At 61.1% G+C, this 17056-nt stretch carries 16 protein-coding genes and 1 tRNA gene; 4 read left to right on the top strand and 13 right to left on the bottom strand.

What is annotated here, in order from left to right:
• Window positions 1–125: 125 nt before the first annotated feature.
• Both ACILSI_RS14395 and ACILSI_RS14390 read right to left on the bottom strand, forming a co-directional pair.
• Window positions 126–314, bottom strand: a complete 189-nt coding sequence (locus ACILSI_RS14395) for a hypothetical protein (RefSeq protein ID WP_395722586.1) — start codon at window positions 312–314, stop codon at window positions 126–128.
• A 37-nt stretch (window positions 315–351) separates the two neighbouring features.
• Window positions 352–1116, bottom strand: coding sequence for a fibronectin type III domain-containing protein (locus ACILSI_RS14390; protein WP_395722585.1), 765 nt, complete (start codon window positions 1114–1116; stop codon window positions 352–354).
• Window positions 1117–1791: 675 nt separating this feature from the next.
• Here ACILSI_RS14390 and cutA point away from each other — a divergent pair.
• Complete coding sequence (gene cutA, locus ACILSI_RS14385; RefSeq protein ID WP_395722584.1) at window positions 1792–2127, top strand: divalent cation tolerance protein CutA; 336 nt, start codon at window positions 1792–1794, stop codon at window positions 2125–2127.
• Window positions 2128–2184: 57 nt separating this feature from the next.
• On the opposite strand, the gene ACILSI_RS14380 is transcribed toward cutA, so the two are convergent.
• Both ACILSI_RS14380 and ACILSI_RS14375 read right to left on the bottom strand, forming a co-directional pair.
• Window positions 2185–2595 (bottom strand): hypothetical protein, encoded by a 411-nt coding sequence (locus ACILSI_RS14380; RefSeq protein WP_395722583.1) that lies wholly within the window; start codon window positions 2593–2595, stop codon window positions 2185–2187.
• A 63-nt stretch (window positions 2596–2658) separates the two neighbouring features.
• Complete coding sequence (locus tag ACILSI_RS14375) at window positions 2659–3978, bottom strand: glutamate--tRNA ligase (protein ID WP_395722582.1); 1320 nt, start codon at window positions 3976–3978, stop codon at window positions 2659–2661.
• A gap of 109 nt (window positions 3979–4087) precedes the next feature.
• On the opposite strand from ACILSI_RS14375, the gene ACILSI_RS14370 reads away from it, so the two are divergent.
• The gene (locus ACILSI_RS14370) at window positions 4088–5575 is read left to right on the top strand and encodes a hypothetical protein (protein WP_395722581.1); all 1488 of its coding nucleotides are present in this window, start codon (window positions 4088–4090) and stop codon (window positions 5573–5575) included.
• 356 nt (window positions 5576–5931) lie between these two features.
• Here the strand turns inward: ACILSI_RS14370 and ACILSI_RS14365 are convergent, their stop codons facing one another.
• From ACILSI_RS14365 to sucC, 3 genes are all read right to left on the bottom strand, one after another.
• Window positions 5932–7023 (bottom strand): cytochrome-c peroxidase, encoded by a 1092-nt coding sequence (locus ACILSI_RS14365; RefSeq protein WP_395722580.1) that lies wholly within the window; start codon window positions 7021–7023, stop codon window positions 5932–5934.
• Entirely contained in the window at window positions 7020–8318 is a 1299-nt protein-coding gene (locus ACILSI_RS14360; protein WP_395722579.1) for a Gfo/Idh/MocA family protein, read from the bottom strand. The genes ACILSI_RS14365 and ACILSI_RS14360 overlap by 4 nt, the downstream gene beginning before the upstream one ends.
• Window positions 8319–8465: 147 nt before the next feature.
• Window positions 8466–9653, bottom strand: a complete 1188-nt coding sequence (sucC, locus tag ACILSI_RS14355) for an ADP-forming succinate--CoA ligase subunit beta (protein ID WP_395722578.1) — start codon at window positions 9651–9653, stop codon at window positions 8466–8468.
• A 124-nt stretch (window positions 9654–9777) separates the two neighbouring features.
• On the opposite strand from sucC, the gene trmD reads away from it, so the two are divergent.
• Entirely contained in the window at window positions 9778–10446 is a 669-nt protein-coding gene (gene trmD / locus ACILSI_RS14350) for a tRNA (guanosine(37)-N1)-methyltransferase TrmD (protein WP_395722577.1), read from the top strand.
• A gap of 96 nt (window positions 10447–10542) precedes the next feature.
• Window positions 10543–10633 (top strand) — tRNA-Ser (locus ACILSI_RS14345).
• 186 nt (window positions 10634–10819) lie between these two features.
• Here ACILSI_RS14345 and ACILSI_RS14340 read toward each other — a convergent pair.
• The 6 genes from ACILSI_RS14340 to ACILSI_RS14315 form a co-directional block, all read right to left on the bottom strand.
• The gene (locus ACILSI_RS14340; protein WP_395722576.1) at window positions 10820–12667 is read right to left on the bottom strand and encodes a DUF4340 domain-containing protein; all 1848 of its coding nucleotides are present in this window, start codon (window positions 12665–12667) and stop codon (window positions 10820–10822) included.
• A 14-nt stretch (window positions 12668–12681) separates the two neighbouring features.
• Window positions 12682–14175, bottom strand: coding sequence for a Gldg family protein (locus ACILSI_RS14335; RefSeq protein WP_395722575.1), 1494 nt, complete (start codon window positions 14173–14175; stop codon window positions 12682–12684).
• A gap of 24 nt (window positions 14176–14199) precedes the next feature.
• Window positions 14200–14958: an ABC transporter permease gene (locus tag ACILSI_RS14330; RefSeq protein ID WP_395722574.1), complete on the bottom strand. Its 759-nt coding sequence runs from the start codon at window positions 14956–14958 to the stop codon at window positions 14200–14202.
• Window positions 14955–15920, bottom strand: coding sequence for an ATP-binding cassette domain-containing protein (locus tag ACILSI_RS14325; protein WP_395722573.1), 966 nt, complete (start codon window positions 15918–15920; stop codon window positions 14955–14957). Before ACILSI_RS14325 ends, ACILSI_RS14330 begins: the two co-directional genes overlap by 4 nt.
• A 108-nt stretch (window positions 15921–16028) precedes the next feature.
• Window positions 16029–16580: a crossover junction endodeoxyribonuclease RuvC gene (gene ruvC, locus ACILSI_RS14320; protein ID WP_395722572.1), complete on the bottom strand. Its 552-nt coding sequence runs from the start codon at window positions 16578–16580 to the stop codon at window positions 16029–16031.
• The gene (locus tag ACILSI_RS14315) at window positions 16580–17056 is read right to left on the bottom strand and encodes a DoxX family protein (RefSeq protein ID WP_395722571.1); all 477 of its coding nucleotides are present in this window, start codon (window positions 17054–17056) and stop codon (window positions 16580–16582) included. The genes ruvC and ACILSI_RS14315 overlap by 1 nt, the downstream gene beginning before the upstream one ends.

Genomic DNA, 17056 nt, shown 5'->3' with positions numbered 1-17056 from the left:
CGTCACCGGCTTGTCAGAGTATTCAATCGGCAGGTTCACCATTCCGGTGATTCTTGCAGACTCGTCAACTCCCTGCCTTGAAGGGCTCTCCGGTTCTTTGCTACTGTTCTATTGCATGATCCGGGTTAAACTCCCAGCACTTCGACCAGCGCACGCTGAATGCGCGAGATTGTCTTCTCACGACCAATCAAATGCGCAATCGTCGTCACTCCCGGTCCGCGTGATTGACCACTCAGCGCGAAACGCAGCAGCGGCATCATCGCGCCGGGTTTCACACTGAGGGATTTCGCGGCGGCTTCGACGGCATCATGCACGCTTTGCCCGCTCCTTCACAGGTGGTGCAACAGGCGGCTAGGCCGCGCCGCGGATGACTTCCGCGCTCCAGTTGCTCTGGCCGGGGGTGCCGGCGGCGGCCACGCGGAAGACGTAGGTCATGCCCACCTCCAGCTTCTTGGTCACCTGCGTCTTGGTGGTGTTCTCCAGTTGCACCCACTGCCGGGGCTGCACGTCCGGGCTGCACTGCAACGGGTAGATGCGGGCGTGGTCCACGGCCTCCCAGCGGAGCTTCATCACACCGGCCTCGCCGTTGAGTTCCGCGCGCAGGTTCGTCGGCGCGGCCAGGGTGGTCACGGGGGTGGCCGGGTTCTTCACGCCCAGGCCGCTGCTCAGGATCACCTGGCGGTTGCCGTTGCTGGCCTCCTGCACATAGGCGGCGCGAACGTTCATCATCGCTGTTATCGCGGCGCGTCGTTGGTCGCGGCGAGCCACGGCGTCTCGCAGCACTGTCTCCGCGTGGAGCACTGCCAGCGCATCGTCCTGAAAGGCCTCGAACTGGGCCAGAAAATCCTCCGCCGGTGGCTGCGGTGTCAGGAAGCTGGGGTTGTCCGTCATCATCTGGATGTGATTTTGCAGGTAGGGGATCAGTTCACGGATCTTCATGTAGAAGAGTCCCATCTTCACCTTGGCTCCGTCGCTCACTGGGACCGCCGGATCAGCCACCGCATGGCGGCGGCCCTCGCGGCGACCTGCGGCGTGGGGGCCAGGAGACGGGAGGCTTAGGCGGACGGCGGGTTGGTCACCTTCAAAAGATGCGGGGGCATGAGATGTGGGTTGCATGGCTTGGATGGTTGTGTTGGCCTAAAGGCGCGGGCGGCGGGTGTGAATGGCTGGCAAAGCCGATCAGTAATAACAGTGGGAATTACGGTTAATATTAAACTTGTATCAAGTTATTTTCAATCGCCGAGCTAATCCCTCCCCAGACAGGCAGCCACGTCAGCCCGTTGAGTCCTTTCGGGAATCCAGATCTCCGGGTTTGAAAGCAGGACCGCAGATTTCTGGAAAAGGCGCTGCTCATTCCAAAACAGGACGTCAGCATTGGGAAATAAGACCGCCCATTTCAGAAATGGGATCTCCAAAAATCAAAATAGGACATCCTATTTAGAAAACAGGAGAGCCTATTTCTGGAATAGGCGGCGCTAACCGCAAAACAGGAGCGCCTGATGGAGAAACAGGATCGTCGATTTCAGCAACAGGAGGTCCAAATAAAGGTTCATCCGAGAAGTTGGTGCATTCGCGGCTCACTGCGAGGTTCCCCTCACCTAACCTCTCCCCGCAACAAATGGCAGACCAAACGCGAGCGCTGCGCGGGGAGAGGGACAGGCAGGCATACCTGCTGGCCTGCGATTGACGATGGTGCCCTCACTTTCAGTCCCTCTCCCCGCTATGGGTGCCCCCATGATCTGAAGCGACGGTGCGGGGAGAGGTTAGGTGAGGGGCTGATGCCGCGCCCGTGTGAACCGACAGACCGCACCCACTTCCCGGATGAACCCAAAAAACAGGGCATCCTCGTTTGGAACTAGGGAAACACTGATTTACACCGCAGATATTTCTTCTGAAAAACCTCTGCGGCGTTCCAATCTCTGCGGTGAAAATTTAAAGCTATGCCACGGTCAACAGGCTGCGCTCCGTGTGTTTCAGTGCGGCCTCGACCTGCGCACGCTCGCCTGGCCCCGCTTCGAATCACGCCTGCGCGAACTGCATCCCTACGACGTGCCGGAAATCGTCGCGCTCAAGTCGGAGCAGGTAGCGGAGAGCTATGCGCGGTGGGTCGCGCAATCTGTCGCCTGAATTTGAGGCGGCCAGAAAGGCCCATATTTCTTTCGAGCGTGGGGATTTTGTAATTCTTCAGGGATGATGACGCTTTAACAGAGGCAGAGGCCGTGTCTGTATAGCGTCAGCGAGAAAGTCTTTTGCCCAAATCTTGGGAGCAAGCACTTGAGACCCATAACCTGACGTGCCATCAACGGTAAAATAGGGAAAGGGGCCAAGAATCAGGTCGCTCCCTGTCAGTTTCTCTTGTTCTTCCAGAGCTCGTTCAAATCCACCAAGAATCCATTGATAGGCCTCCTCCGGCAGCAGCACAAGATGCCGCAGAACAACATCGCGGCCATAATGGGTGGAGAGCTGAAAAATGCGCCCGATGCATTCCAACTGCACCATGTCGATAGTACACCGATAGAGCGCACGCGACAAAAGCCTCTCCGGGCCAATGCATTCCAGTGGGAGAGCAGCTAGACGTTCACGTATCAAGTCCATGAAGGGAATGCGTTGGGTTAATACTCGGTTCGCCATACGGCAGACCAAACTTGTTTAGAAAACTTATCCCAGCACCTCCACCAGCGCCCGCTGCATTCTCGCCAGCGTCTTCTCCTTCCCGATCAAATGTGCAATCGTCGTCACCCCAGGCCCGCGTGATTGACCACTCAGCGCAAAACGCAGCAGCGGCATCATGGCACCGGGTTTGACGCTCAAAGCCTTCGCGGCGGCTCCGACGGCATCATGCACGCTTTGCTCGGTCCATTCGGCGGCTTGGGCGAGTTGATCGCTGGCGGCCTTGAGCAGGCCGGCGTTTTCGGGTTTGGCCTTCAATTTGGTCACGACATCGGCCTCGAAGGGAAAATCCTCGCGGAAGAAGTAATGCACCCACTCGGGCAGCTCGGTGAGCAGGCTCACCTTCTCGCGCACGCTGTGAACGGCGTCGGCGGCCATCGCGTCATCGGTCCAGGCGAGGCCTTTGGCAGTCAGGAAGGGCTTGGCGTGCTTCAACAGGTCTGCGGGGCTCAGTTCGCGCAGATACTGGGCGTTGAACCACTGCGCTTTCTTGAGATCGAACTTTGCGTTGCTGCTGTGGATGGCGTCGGCGTCGAACAGCGCGGTGAGTTCGGTGCGGGAAAGTTTTTCGCTCTCGGCCTTCGGCGTCCAGCCGAGCATGCAGAGGTAATTGAACACGGCGTCGGGCAGGAAACCGGCGTTCATGTAGCTGTGCTCGATGGCGCTGCCTTCGTCGCGCTTGCTCATCTTGGTGCCGTCGGGATTCAAGATCAGCGGGATGTGCGCGTAGGTCGGCGCGCTGGCGCCGAAGGCGTTGAAGAGGTCGATATGCTTCCAGGTGTTCGAGAGATGATCCTCGCCACGAATGACGTGCGAGATGCGCATCTCGATGTCATCGACGACATTGACGAAATGGAAGATGTAGCTGCCGTCCGGACGGCGGATCGTCATGTCCGGCTCCTCGGTGGGCGCGAAGGTCACATCCCCGCAGACCAGATCATGCACGGTGATGGCCGTGCGGCTGAATTTGAAGCGCATCGCGCCGTCCGGCTCGGCATAGACGCGTCCGGCGTCCTCCAGCTTCTTGAAATAGGCGTCGTAGAGGTCTTTGCGCTGGCTTTGGAAGTAGGGGCCGCATTCACCGCCGACTTCTGGGCCTTCATCCCAGTCCAGCCCGAGCCAGCGCATGCCTTTGAGGATGCCTGCCGCCGCTTCCGCCGTGTTGCGAGCGCCATCGGTGTCTTCCACCCGCAGCACGAACGTGCCGCCGTGCTTGCGGGCCATGAGCCAGTTGAACAAGGCCGTGCGCGCGCCTCCGACGTGAAGGTCACCGGTGGGAGAAGGAGCAAAGCGGACGCGGATGGACATGGGAAAGAGGGCGGAGGAGTTGAAACGGAGGGCGACCATAGCCGGGAATGACCAAAGCAAATTTCAAATCTCAAATTTCCAAGCGCTCATCACTGGTTATGCTCTGCCCATGAAGAAGTTCGTCCGCCTGCTGCTCTTTCTCCTTGGCCTCCTGGTGCTCCTGGCCGTCGCCGCGCCACTCGCGGGCGCTTACATCCTGCGCCGCTATGTGAACAAGGAGCTGATCGTCCTGGAAACGGAGAAAAACATCAACGCCCGCGTGCATCTCGACGACGTGACGCTCACGATTTTCGCCTGGCCGCCGAGCCTGCGTCTGGCGGGCGTGAAAATCGGGCCGCGTGACCAGTATGCCGGGACGCCGCTGGCCGCCCGCCCGCCGATGAAGAACGCGCCGGTGCAGATCGACATGGCCTACGCCGAGCTTGTGCCGGAGGCGCTGATGAGCCGCCAGTTCTTCCCGCGTGTGCTGCGCATCGTCGGCATCGAGGTGCATGAGCGCATCAGCCCGCAGGACGGCAGCGCTTTGGAGAAGCTGTTTCAGCCGCCACCGGACAAACTCGCGGCCTTGCAGGCGGCGGCCGACGTGCCACGTGCAATCCCCGTGCAGACACCGCCGCCCGTAGCCGCAGAGCCTGCCGCGCCGGGTCCGGTGGCCCTCGTGCCGCCAGCACCCGCCGCAACTCCGGCAGCCATGCCTGTTGAGGCACCGGACGAAGGGTCACGCGCCGGTCGTGTCATCCTCCAGGAGATCAGCATCGAGCAGGGGCACTTTGTCATCAGCAACGAAGGCACGGATTCACGCTTCAACGCCGACATCAGCGATTTCACCCTCGTGTTGACCGGCATCGACATCGATCCGGCGGACATCGCCAACCACAACAAGGTGCATGCGCGGCTCAGCGCCAAGGCCATCGTGGATGGCGCGGCCCAGATCGGCGGGCGCTTGCAGGAGGTGAAGTTTGCCGACATGAAGCTGCACGGCGAGGGCGATGTGAATCCGGTCGATCCCGCCACCATGCGCTGGTCGCCCGCAGCCATGCTGAACCTCGTCATCGACCGCGGCTCCAGCATCGGCGGCCACATGACCATCGGCGATGCCGCCGGGCAGAACCTCGACAAGCTCATGAAATACGGGGTCGATCTTAGCGCCATCCGTATCGGCGGTGTTTTGGCTCAGGACGTGAACGTTAGCGTGCTCTTCGGCAACGAGTCCATCCGCTTCCTCGGCGACACGCTGCTCGCGCTGCCGGACTACGAGTTCACCATCAAGAAGGACTCCTGGATCGACCTGGCGAAGGATCAGCAGGGCCTTCTCACCCGGCTTTCCTGTGGTGACGCGCTGAAAGAGCAGATCGTGCGCGGTGTCGCCAGCCGTGGCCTCGGCGACACGATTTCCCGCATGGTGGTCGGAGCGTTTTCCGATGACCGCGGTCGCGTGGCCTTCGACCTGAGCATCACCGGGTCCCTCTCGCATCCCCAGGTGAAGCCAGACATCCAAAACCGCCTGGAAGGCCTCCTGGGCGGCGACATCGAAGAGAAGGCCAAGGGGTTGATCAACAACTTCAAGGAACTCAAAGGACTGTTCAAAAACTTCTGACCAAGCTGCGGGGCGACACGCGCGTGAGGCAAAAGGCACTGCGGCAGGTGAAGGCCAACGAAGGATGGATCAGTGTCATGGCGCTGAGGTAGAAGACGCGCAAATGTTACGCAGCCCATGAAGGACGTTGCTTGCTGGAGCAGTGCGCCTGCACAACGGTGCATCATTGCGATTGCTCATTTTTCAAACCCACGTTAAAACCACCGCATGCCGTTGCCTCAGTTGACGGTGAACTCATTCCCATTCCAACACCATGAAAGCTCAAGACGCCAAGAAAGAGAAAAAGAAGGCTCCGCAGAAGACCGCCAAGGAGAAAAAGCTCGCGAAGCAGGAGAAGAAGGCCAAGCGCGGCTGATTCACCTGACACCCGGCACAGGCAGACCGCTGGGAACGCTCCGCGGCGCTGATTGGTCGTAGTCGTCGCTGTTCAGTGCTTCGAGGAACGCGGCGATGGGCGCGTGATCCTCGGGCAGCATGTTCATCTTCCGCAGCAGCGGATCGAGCGGCGGCAGGGAGGCGTCGCCACCCTCGAAGGTTTCGGCGGCTTGATCCATGAGGCGGTCATAAAAGAAAAGCACCTCTTCGAGCGTGAGATTGCCGCCGTGGTGAAAATAAGGCGCGGTGTGCTTCAAATTGCGCAGTGTGGGCGTGCGGAACTCGTGACGTTGCGTAGCGGAGTCGGTGAGGCCGATGGCGTGGAGTTTGAAATCGGAAAACATCGGGCCGTTGTGGCAGAGGGCGCAGCCGGCTTTCTGAAACACCTCCATGCCGTGCTGCTGCTCGCGTGACATGGCGGTTTTGTCGCCGCGCATGAAGCGGTCGAAGGGGGAATCTGGCGTGATGAGCGTTCGCTCATACGCGGCGATGGCCTGCGTGACACTTGCAGCCGTGATTTCGCCCTGGAAGAGCTTCACATACTCCGGGATGGCTTTCAGTCGCCCGATCATGGCAGGAACAGCCTCGGCTTCGCTGCACACATCGCCACGCATTTCCTCGCGCTGGCGAATCGGGGCCAAGGCCTGCGCTTCGAGGCTTTGCATGCGATTATCCCAGAACATGGGTGATTTCGCCGGGTCGAAAGGTTTGTCCGACTCGATGCCGTTGAAGGCCACGTTGAGGATCGTGGGCGTATTGCGCCGCAGGGGCATGAACTCCGCGCTCTTGACGAGTTTGCGCGTTGGACCGATGCCAGTGGCGTGAACGCCAAGCGGCGTGGGCCGTGCATCCGCCCAGCCATGCTGTGGATGATGGCAGGTGGCGCAGGCGACATCGCGCGTGGCGGAGAGGATGGGATCAAAGAACAGCAGGCGGCCGAGTTCGATCTTCGCAGGCGTGTCCGTAGGCAACGCGGCGGAGCGGGGCAGGGCTTCGATCTTGGGGTTGGGGAGTGGATCGTCAGCGAAGGCGATGCTGACGCTTAGCCCCAGGCATGGAAGAAGCCATTTCATGCACTTGGCGCGGCCCAATGCTCGCGATACTCGCGTTTGAGCAGCTTCGAGGTGTCGGCATCGCCGATGAACTGCTCGTTGGCCGGATCAAACACCAGTGCCCGGCGTGTGCGGGCGGCGATGTTGCCCAAGTGGCAGAGCGCGGTGCTGAGATGGTTGATGGTGATGTCGGCGTTGAGTTTTGCGCCGGTGCGGATGGCGTCGAAGAAATTCGCGTGATGCGCGGCGAGATCGGGGCCGGAGGTGGGTTTGAGATCCTCGATGAGCTTGTTTTTCTCGCCGTAGATCTGCCAGTTTCCCTTGGCTTTGCCGCCGATGACCATGCCCTTCGTGCCATACCAAGCGCAGCCGTTTTCGTGGCCTTCTTGGACGTAGGGGCTCCAGTCGCGCTGCTCGTAGATGAGCTGTTTGGTTTTGCCTGCGATGTCGTATTCAAAGCCGCAGTAGAGCGTGTCGGGCCACTCCTGATCGTCGTCGAAGAAGAGTTTGCTGCCCTGGCCGATGATGCGGTTTGGATGCTGCTCCACGCCGAGGCCCCAGCGGGCGATGTCGATGTCATGCACGCCGTCGTTGCCGAAATCGCCCGCGCCGAAGTGATGAAACCATCGCCAGTGCGCGGGATGATAGGTGCTCTTAAACGGCACCTTCGGCACCGGGCCGAGCCAGAGGTCGTAATCGAGTTCCGCTGGCGGCTCGGAATCCGGCTGGTGGCCATGATTTTTGCGAAGCTGGCTGTTCCAGGCCTTGGCGACCAAGATGTCGCCAATCACACCGCCGCGCAGTTTTTCGATGATCTGCGCGACTCCGGCTGTGCTGCGGCTTTGCGTGCCGACCTGCATGCAGACCTTGTTTCGCGCCGCCGCCTCGATCATGAGCCGCCCTTCACGCAGATTGTGCGAGCAGGGCTTTTCCACATAGACGTGCTTGCCCGCGTTCGCAGCCAAAATGGCTCCCGGTGCATGCCAGTGATCAGGCGTGGCCATCAGCACGGCCTGCACACTTTTGTCCTCAAGGACACGGCGCATGTCCGTCACGACCTTGGGCGTCTGCCCCGTCATTTCCTGAATCAGCTTAGCCGCAGTCTCCGCCCGTTTCGAATCAGCATCGCAGACCCACGAGAAGATCACATCATCGCGTTTGCACATCGTCTTGATGTGATTCGTCCCCATGCCGCCAGGGCCGATGAAGGCGAGGTTGATTTTGTCTTCCTTGCCTGCGGCCTTGAGGATGGCGGGAGCCGCCAACGTGGCGAGGGCCGAACTGCGGACGAACTGGCGGCGGGTGAGCGTGTTCATGGTGACGCTCATACGCATGAAAACAGGCGCTCCATGCGAAAGGACGCGTGTCGGCCTTGAATTAAACGCAGAGGGGCGGAGAAGCGAAGATGCGGAGCATGGCTCCGAAACCCGGCCTCTCCGCCCCTTGGCGGCAAAGAGTTTGCTTTACGCCGCTTTGACGGCTGCCACGATCTTCTGCGCGGCGTCGGTGAGATCGCCGGCGCTGGTGATCTTGAGGCCGCTGGCGGCCAGGGTGGCCTTCCCAGCCTCGACATTGTTGCCTTCGAGGCGGACGACGAGCGGGATCGTCAGGGACACTTCTTTCGCGGCGGCAATGATGCCGTTGGCGATGATGTCGCAGTCCATGATGCCGCCAAAGATGTTCACGAGGATTCCCTTAACGTTCGGATCGCCGAGGATGATTTTGAAGGCTGCGGTGACCTGTTCCTTCGTCGCGCCGCCGCCGACGTCGAGGAAGTTGGCGGGTTCGCCGCCGTGGAATTTGATGATGTCCATCGTGGACATGGCGAGGCCCGCGCCGTTGACGAGGCAGGCGATGTTGCCGTCGAGACCGATGTAGTTGAGGCCGAATTCGCTCGCGGCGACTTCGCGCGGGTCTTCCTCGGTCGTGTCACGCATGGCGGTGACGTCCTTCTGACGGTAGAGGGCGTTGTCGTCGAAGTTGAACTTCGCGTCGAGGGCCACGACCTGGTTGTCGGTGGTGATGGCGAGCGGATTGATTTCCACGAGGGAGCAGTCGCATTTGAGGTAGAGATTCCACAGCGCTGTGAAGAGCTTCACAGCCTGATTGGCCAGCGGGCCTTTCAAGCCGAGGGAAGCGGCGACTTTGCGGCACTGGTAGGGCTGCAGGCCGATGGCGGGATTGACGAACTCCTTGGTGATCTTTTCCGGGGTCTTTTCGGCCACTTCTTCGATGTTCATGCCGCCTTCGGTGGAGGCGATGATGGCGTGGCTGCTGCTGCCACGATCAAACAGGATGGCGAAGTAGTATTCCTTGGTGATGTCCACCGCTTTGGCGATAAGCACCTTGCTCACCAGCTTGCCCTCCGGGCCGGTCTGATGAGTGACGAGGGTCTGGCCGAGCATCTTGCCCGCGATGTCTTCCGCCTGCTCCGGCGTGTCCACGACATGCACGCCGCCTTTGAATCCGTTCTTAAACGTGCCTTTGCCACGACCACCGGCATGCACCTGAGCTTTCACCACGAGCCCTGGGCCGCCGATCTCACGCGCCGCCTTGCCCGCTTCCTCCGCCGTGCTGGCGACGATCCCTTTGGGGCTGGCGACGCCGAATTTTTCAAACAGTTGCTTGGCTTGGTACTCGTGGATGTTCATGGGGAAAATGGGGGGAAGCGAGTCGCGATAGTAGGGGCACGACCCGAAGCGTCAAGGCGCATTCCCCGGTGAAGGAAAGAATGCCGTGCTTGCCGCGCTGAAAAGGCTGCGGCATAGCGCAGGCATGCAGATTGACGTGGTGACGCTTTTCCCGGAACTGGTCTCGGTGCCCATGGGCCTGAGCATGATGGGACGCGCCCAGGAGAAGGGACTTTTGGATCTGCGCGTGCATGATGTGCGCGAGCAGGGACTCGGGAAACACCGTCATGTGGATGACACGCCCTACGGCGGCGGGCAGGGGATGGTGATCCGCCCCGAGCCGGTGTTTGAAACACTGGACCGCCTGGACACGCCGGAGGCGCGCATCATTTACCTCTCACCGGCGGGCAAGCGGTTTGATCAGGCCGCCGCACGGCGTTTGTCGGCCGAATCGCATCTGATTTTCCTCTCCGGCCACTACGAGGGCATCGACCACCGCATCATCGAGCACTGGGTGGATGAGGAGATCAGCCTGGGCGATTATGTGCTCACGAACGGAGCCATCGCCGCCGTGGTGGTGATGGATGCCATCGTGCGCCTGCTGCCCGGCGTGTTGGGGGATGAGATGAGCGCGGTGGAGGAGAGCTTTGGGGAGAGCGGCATGCTGGAAGCGCCGCAATACACGAAACCAGCCGAGTATCGCGGTCTGAAGGTGCCGGACATGCTGCTCAGCGGCAATCACGCGAAAATCGCCGCATGGCGGGAGCAGCAGGCGCTGGAGCGCACGCGGACGAACCGGCCTGACCTGCTGTGAAAACGAGATGCGTCAGAGCATGACATTTCGTTTGACGATCTCCCACGCTTCACGCTAAATAGCGCCGCGCTGCCCCGACCGGCAGAAACACGCAACGGTGAGGTGGCTGAGTGGTCGAAAGCACATCTTTGCTAAAGATGCGTAGCCTTAACAGCTACCGAGGGTTCGAATCCCTCCCTCACCGCCAGTTTTCCTCTCCTCTGACATCGCAGGGATTTAACAAAGAGAAACTGGCTGACAGCCTGTTATCAAATTCATGAGGCACCGAGTAAAACGTTAAAAGTCAGAGCTCGAAGTGGTGCTCGCACAGACGACACGTCTCACTCTTCACCTCTGACTTCTCACGCCGGGAGGTTTTCAACAGGTTGTCAGGTCACTTCACCGGCTTCGGCTTGAAGATGTCGCTGCCGGCGATTTGCAGCAGGCCGTTGCGGGTCATGTAGAAAATGTCGGGATCTCCTTTGACCTGGCCGAAGTAGAAGGCGGTGGTGGCGTTCGGTTGGGTGGGAGAGAAGAGGATTTCCACCTCGCGCACCGGGCCGTCGCTGCGTCCGGGCTCGCCGAGGACGATCTGGATGGTGAGGAAAGGGGTCTTGAGCGCTTCGATGGCGGCGCTGCGGTCCACCGCCCAGTCTTGCACGGTGAATTTGGCAAGGTTGCCGGCGAGCTGGTCGGCTTTCACGCGGTCAATCTCCTCGCTGACATCGCGTCCGCCACGCGTGGCTTTCCACTCGGCGGTGACGGGGTTGTAGTTGAGAATGATGGGCGTGTTGGCTCCGAGGGCGAGGCTGATGCGGCGCAGGGCAAAGGTGGTGAAGCGCAGGGCACCGAGGCCTTTCCACTTGATGCCATCGGTGGGCAGGGAAGGGAGGAGGGAGGCGTCGATGCGGTAGATAAAGGGCTCGTGCTCGTATTTGGCGAAGAACTGGGTGCTCTCCGCATTGTGGCCGAACATGAGCTTCACGGGCTTTTCACGCGAAGCCGTCCAGGTAACGGTCTGGAACGGATCATCGAGGCCGTAGGGCATGAGATCTGCGGCGGTGTCGGCGGTGAACTGGAGGATCTCGTGGGTGTTGAGGGCGTTGAGGCAGCGGGAGACACGCTCGCCGTTGGCAGTATCCCAGTTGCCATGGCGCAGGAGGTGCCAGGAGCCGCCCTCGTTGCGCAGGCTGACCTCGGGGTGGGTCTTGCTGTGGATGGTTAAGAATTCGAGCCGCTCGCCGTCGATCTGGGCCAGAAGGTGGTCGCGCAGGTTGTTGGGCTGCACCCAGAGGCTGGCGAGGTTCTTGGCGGCGACGGTGAAGACGGGCTTCCGCCAGACGGTGGTGGCGGTGGTGTTGGTCTGCTTGTCGTCGGCGGGTTTTTTCAGCGTGAACTCGTAGCTTTTGCCACGCGGCTTGGATTCGATGATGAGCTTGATTTCGTCAGCGGGAAGGGCCGAGGTGTCGGCCTTGGGGGGAGTTCCGTTCGAGGAAGGGGCGTCCTTGGCCTCGGTGATCTCGATGTTGAGCAGCGTGGAGAGCAGCTCGGTGATGCGCTCCTTGCTGCCGCGAGTCCTGAGCGGTTTTTCCAAGGACCACGGGGAATGCTCGTTGGCGCGGGTCAGGACGATCTGGCCGGAGGCCTGAGTCAGCGTGATGCCAGTGATGACCTCGGCAGGCAGACGGAGGAGCTTGGGATCACGCCAGGCGGCGGTGGGAATTTGCAGCACCAGCGGAGCCTCGCTTTTGCCGAGATACCAGGCCGGTTCCTCGCCGGGCTTGCCGGGGATGCCCATGTAGTAGTTGTTTTCGATGACGGCGGACGCGCCAAACCAGGACTCATGCACGACGGTGTCTCCCGCGAGCAGACGGACTTTGTGGCGCGGCTTGTCGAGGCCGGTCTTCAGCCACTCGCTGTCGTCAAACTCCTCGCGGTGGATGCGCTCGACCCACTCCACGCTGTCCAGCGTGAGAATAAGAGCGGCGACTTTTTGCGGGTCCGCGACATCGGTGAACGGTGATTCGACCAGCCATGAGGCCCCGTCGCGCTTCAGGATGAGAGCGGCGTTGTCCCCGGTGAGCACCTCGACACGGGTGACCTTGTCCTTTTCAAAACGGGAGGGCCCGCGCTTGATCTCGCGCAGTTCCTGGGCGGAGGGAAAATAGCGCTCAATGCCGAGGATCAGAGCCCCGAGCCCGGCGACGAACAGGAACAGAATGACAGTGGTGCGCGTGTTCATGCGAATTAATCAGCTCATGCGGCCCGCCGTCCGGCCCAGATCATGAAACCGAAGCCCAGAACGATGCCTGGCAGGGCGATGGAGGTGACCCAGAAGATCAGCTCATGCTGACGCTGGGTGAGCTGGATGCGGTAAGAGCGCTTGGGCTTCGAGGTGATGCCGATGCGGCTCTCACGGTTCATCAGCCAGTTGAGGCCGGCGGCCACGAAGTCACGGTTCACGGCCAGCATGGTCTGCTTGTCGAGCATGGTTGAGTTGGAGACGACGACCATGCGCGCGCTGTCGGCACGCTCGGTTTCATCCGCCACCGCGCCGCGTTCGATGCTGGCAGCCAGATAGATTGGCGGGACGGTGTCCTCTTCATCGACCACGGGAAGCTCTTCGAGGAATTGGGTTTCTCCCCAGAAGCGCGGTGAGGCGCGAATGAGCGGCAGGACGTTGATCGACTGCTCTTTGAGCGCGGGGTCGTCAGAGCGGAGATCGAGGGACTCCGACTGGCCGGCAAAGGTGATGGAGGACGAGGTGAGATGGCGGATGAAGGGCACTTCCTTCATGAACTCGGCCTGGACAGAGAACTCCTTCTTCGCGCCGGTGCTGGTGCTTTCGGCCACGAGCACGCGGTCGCCACGCGGCCGCACGCCGTTGAGGGCAAGGAAGGCGGCGAGCCGCGCTGTTTCGCCGCCCGGATCGAGCATCACGAAAAGACCGGCGCGTTTCCGCTTCCAGTAGTCATTCAGCATGGTGATCTCCCGCTCCGAGAGATCGTAGCGCGCGCCCATGAGCAGTAACCCGTCGGCATCCTTGGGGATTTCGCTGACTTCGGAGAGGTTGATCTGGGCCACCTCAAAGTTTTGCTGCCTGCCCAGGTCGAGCGCGGCGTTGTAGGCGTCGCTCAGGGCGGTGTCGGAGCGGCTGCCTTTGCCGACGACATAATAAAACCGGCGCACACGCCCCTCGACGACGGAGATAAGGGCGGAGCTGATGGCGTCCTCACCACGAAACTCGATGATCTGGCGGTTGGTGCTGGTGCCGGACTCGCGGATGACCAACTCCTCCTCGGTGATGAAGCGTTTGTTGTTTCCGCAGCGCAGCAGGACGCCGTTTTGTGCCAGAGAGAGTCCGGTGTCGGCCTTGAGCTGCTCGGCGCGCTCGATGTCACGCACGGGGTCGATGGAGCGGATTTTGATGCGCTGGCGTCCGTGCAGCCGGTACTCCTCGGAGAGGGACTGCACCTCGCCATAGACCTTTGAGTCACGGCCGAAGACGATGTAAATCTGCACGTCCCGGGAGAGATTGCTCAGGTAGTTCAGCGTGGCCTGGCTCAGCGTGTAGTCCTGGCTGGGGCTGAGATCCCAGCGCCAGTAGTGGCGGTAGCTGAGGCGGTTGATGCCGACAAACAGCGCCAGGGCCAGGACGACCTGGATGAGCACGTTCATGCCGATGCCGTAGCGCTTCGGCATCTCGCTCGGCTTGGCTTTGTGGTTATCAGGCGGGTCGGAATCCGGCATGGGTCAGGTGGTTTCAATCAGCGGTCACGGGCGCCAGCGGCGGAACTCGACGACATGATGCGTGAAGGCGAGGAACAGCAGCGACATGCTGAGGTAATAGGCCAGCGGCCGGGTGTCGATAAGGCCTGCGGTGAAGATTCGGATGTGCTCCGTGGCGGCGAAGTAATTGATCACGCTCACAATGGAATCGGAAAGCTTCCGGCCAACCACCATGACGAAAATGCCCAGCAGGAAATGCATGAGGCTCAGCGTGAAGGAAAGGATCGCGGCGACGATCTGGTTCGAGGTGAGCGACGAGGCAAAGCAGCCCACGGCAAGGTTGAACATGCCCATCACGACCAGGATCAGATACGCGCCCTGCATCGCCCCGGAAGGCAGCTCCACCTGCCCGGCACTGATCCAGGACGAGAACTTGAAGTTGAAGAGACTTGGAAGCCAGAGCACGCAGTACACAATGACCGAGGCGAGGTACTTGGCGCCGACGACCTGCCAGGCGCGCACCGGCGCGGTGAACAGCGTCTCCAGCGTGCCGAGCTTTTTCTCCTCCGCAAAGAGGCGCATCGTCAGCAGTGGGAAGATGAAGAAGTAGGACAGCCAGAACCACATGGCGTGGAAGGTCCAGCTCACGATGGAACCTTCGCTGGGGGCGCTTTCGAGCACGGACAGGGCGGCACGGAAGGCAAAGCCGTTCAGAATCATCACCAGCGCCAGCACCACATAGGCCACCGGCGAGACAAAGAAGCTGTGCAGTTCCTTTTTGAGAAGAATCCAGAAAATCCTCATAGGACGTGGGTGGGGATGTCGCCGGGGATGCCGGCGTTCATGGACAGCTCGACGAAGACATCCTCCAGGGTCGGGAGCTGAAGGTGCATCTCGCGGACGCGCCATTTTTGTTTCAAGGCCAGGTCCAGTACCGCGTCGCGCACGTCATGTTCCGGCTCCACACGCAGGGTGAAGCGCCGCCAGGGATGCAGCAGCAGCTTCTCCTCCGTGGTTTTGCGCACGCCGGGGAGGGCGGCCAACTTTTCAGCGAGATTGCCCCCGCCCTCGATCTCGAGGTGCAGCAGCGTGGTGGAGCGGAGCTGGCGCGTGAGGTTCTGCGGCGTGTCGTTGGCGCGGATGCGGCCCTGGTGGATCATCACCACGCGGTCGCAGGTCTGCTCCACCTCGTGCAAAATGTGCGTGGAGAGCAGCACGGTGTGTTTGGACTTCAAATTGCGCAGCAGGTCGCGCACCTGGCGGATCTGCACCGGGTCAAGGCCGTTGGTAGGCTCGTCGAGAATCAGCAGCTTGGGCCGGTGAACGAGCGCGTCTGCCAGCGCCACGCGCTGACGATAGCCCTTGGAAAGGTTGCCGATCAAACGCCGACGCATGTCGTTCACGCCGGTCAGCTCCATCACCTCTCCCACGCGGCGGCGCATGGCGTGGCCGGAGAGGCCTTTCAGCTCCGCCCGGAAGCGCAGGTACTCCTTCACCTTCATGTCCGTATAGAGCGGGGCCATTTCCGGCATGTAACCGACCGAACGCCGCACATCGAGCGACTGATGAAACACGTCAAAACCCGCCACCTGCGCCCGGCCGGACGTCGCGGGCATGTAACCGCTCAAAATCCGCATGGTGGTGGATTTTCCCGCTCCATTCGGTCCCAGAAACCCCACGATCTCGCCTGGTTCAACCTGGAAGGAGATGTTGTTCACCGCAGTCCGCCCGGCGTACTGCTTGGTGAGGTTCTGTACATCAATCATGGACCGGGAAAAGGGAAGTTGCGATGGGACGGGAGTGGAAAATTAACCTTATGCCCGGCTGAAACACAATGCGCAATCACCCATTCGCAAAATTGAGCAGAGAAGGGTTCACACCCGCCGTGTTTCGCGCTCCGTGGCGCGTGCGGCGGCGCTGTTCTGAAAATGCGTGATCGCGGCGGCCAGCGCGTCGGCGGCATCGGGCGGCGGTGTCTCACGCAGACGGAGTTGGGCACGGATCATGAAGGCCACCTGTTCTTTTTGCGCGGCACCCCGGCCCACGGCGGCTTGTTTGATCTCACGCGGGGCGTATTCGTAGATCGGCAGGCCGTGTTCGGCGGCAGCGATCAAGCACGCGCCACGCGCGGTGCCAAGCACGATAGCCGTTTTGAAGCTCTGCACGAAAATGGTCGATTCAATGGCGCAAACGGTCGGCGCATGCTGGCGGATGACCTCGATCAATCCTTCGCGGATGGCCACGAGGCAGCCGGAGGGCAGCAGATTGGGTTTGTTATGGATGACGCCCCAGGCTAGGGCGCGCAACTGCCCTTTCTCGCATTCGACCACGGCCCAGCCCGTTTTTCGCAGAGCCGGGTCGATGGCAAGCACGCGTTCGCCCGCGCTGGCGGCGGGCGGCTCGCTGCTGCGGACGATGCGGGCCATCAGCGGCGTTTTTTGGATCCGCCCTGGCCGAGGCGGAACAATTGATCCACCGACACCGCGCCGGAACCGTACAGCAGCAGCGTCACGGTGATGAAAAGATAGAGCCAGGCGGCCTCGACCTGCACGGAGCCGGCTTTTTGCAGGATGACCAGCGCGGTGATGACCACCGGCAGAAAAATCACGGAAAACAGCCGCGTCAGGAAGCCGATGATCCAGCTCAGTGCCACGCCCGCGACGAGCAGGGCGGTGAACGGCGCGATCAAGTGCGGGTAGGGCAGTCCGGCATCACGAAAAGCGGTCACCCAGGCCCAGGGCTGCTCTTTCCAAAAGAATTGATACGCGCTCAGCGCCGCGCTGAAGCCATGCCGCGTCATGAGCAGCGTCCCGGTGCCGATGCGGACGATGGCGACGGTTTTGAAAAGCGAACTGAGCGGACTCTGGACTGCGGCTGGATTGCCTCCGGTGTATTCGAGCAT

This window comes from Prosthecobacter sp., from assembly GCF_044232965.1.
In the GTDB taxonomy this organism is placed as follows: domain Bacteria; phylum Verrucomicrobiota; class Verrucomicrobiia; order Verrucomicrobiales; family Verrucomicrobiaceae; genus Prosthecobacter.
Note: the sequence above shows the minus strand (reverse complement) of the source record. Positions and strands in the feature narration are given on the sequence as shown.

Bases quoted from the DNA above. Each gene is read 5' to 3' on its own strand.
- ACILSI_RS14330 (WP_395722574.1), bottom strand. From the start codon at position 14,958: ATGAGGATTTTCTGGATTCTTCTCAAAAAGGAACTGCACAGCTTCTTT.
- ACILSI_RS14390 (WP_395722585.1), bottom strand. From the start codon at position 1,116: ATGCAACCCACATCTCATGCCCCCGCATCTTTTGAAGGTGACCAACCC.
- ACILSI_RS14325 (WP_395722573.1), bottom strand. From the start codon at position 15,920: ATGATTGATGTACAGAACCTCACCAAGCAGTACGCCGGGCGGACTGCG.
- ruvC (WP_395722572.1), bottom strand. From the start codon at position 16,580: ATGGCCCGCATCGTCCGCAGCAGCGAGCCGCCCGCCGCCAGCGCGGGC.
- ACILSI_RS14380 (WP_395722583.1), bottom strand. From the start codon at position 2,595: ATGGACTTGATACGTGAACGTCTAGCTGCTCTCCCACTGGAATGCATT.
- ACILSI_RS14340 (WP_395722576.1), bottom strand. From the start codon at position 12,667: ATGAACACGCGCACCACTGTCATTCTGTTCCTGTTCGTCGCCGGGCTC.
- ACILSI_RS14370 (WP_395722581.1), top strand. From the start codon at position 4,088: ATGAAGAAGTTCGTCCGCCTGCTGCTCTTTCTCCTTGGCCTCCTGGTG.
- ACILSI_RS14360 (WP_395722579.1), bottom strand. From the start codon at position 8,318: ATGAACACGCTCACCCGCCGCCAGTTCGTCCGCAGTTCGGCCCTCGCC.
- ACILSI_RS14365 (WP_395722580.1), bottom strand. From the start codon at position 7,023: ATGAAATGGCTTCTTCCATGCCTGGGGCTAAGCGTCAGCATCGCCTTC.
- ACILSI_RS14315 (WP_395722571.1), bottom strand. From the start codon at position 17,056: ATGCTCGAATACACCGGAGGCAATCCAGCCGCAGTCCAGAGTCCGCTC.
- sucC (WP_395722578.1), bottom strand. From the start codon at position 9,653: ATGAACATCCACGAGTACCAAGCCAAGCAACTGTTTGAAAAATTCGGC.
- trmD (WP_395722577.1), top strand. From the start codon at position 9,778: ATGCAGATTGACGTGGTGACGCTTTTCCCGGAACTGGTCTCGGTGCCC.
- ACILSI_RS14375 (WP_395722582.1), bottom strand. From the start codon at position 3,978: ATGTCCATCCGCGTCCGCTTTGCTCCTTCTCCCACCGGTGACCTTCAC.
- ACILSI_RS14335 (WP_395722575.1), bottom strand. From the start codon at position 14,175: ATGCCGGATTCCGACCCGCCTGATAACCACAAAGCCAAGCCGAGCGAG.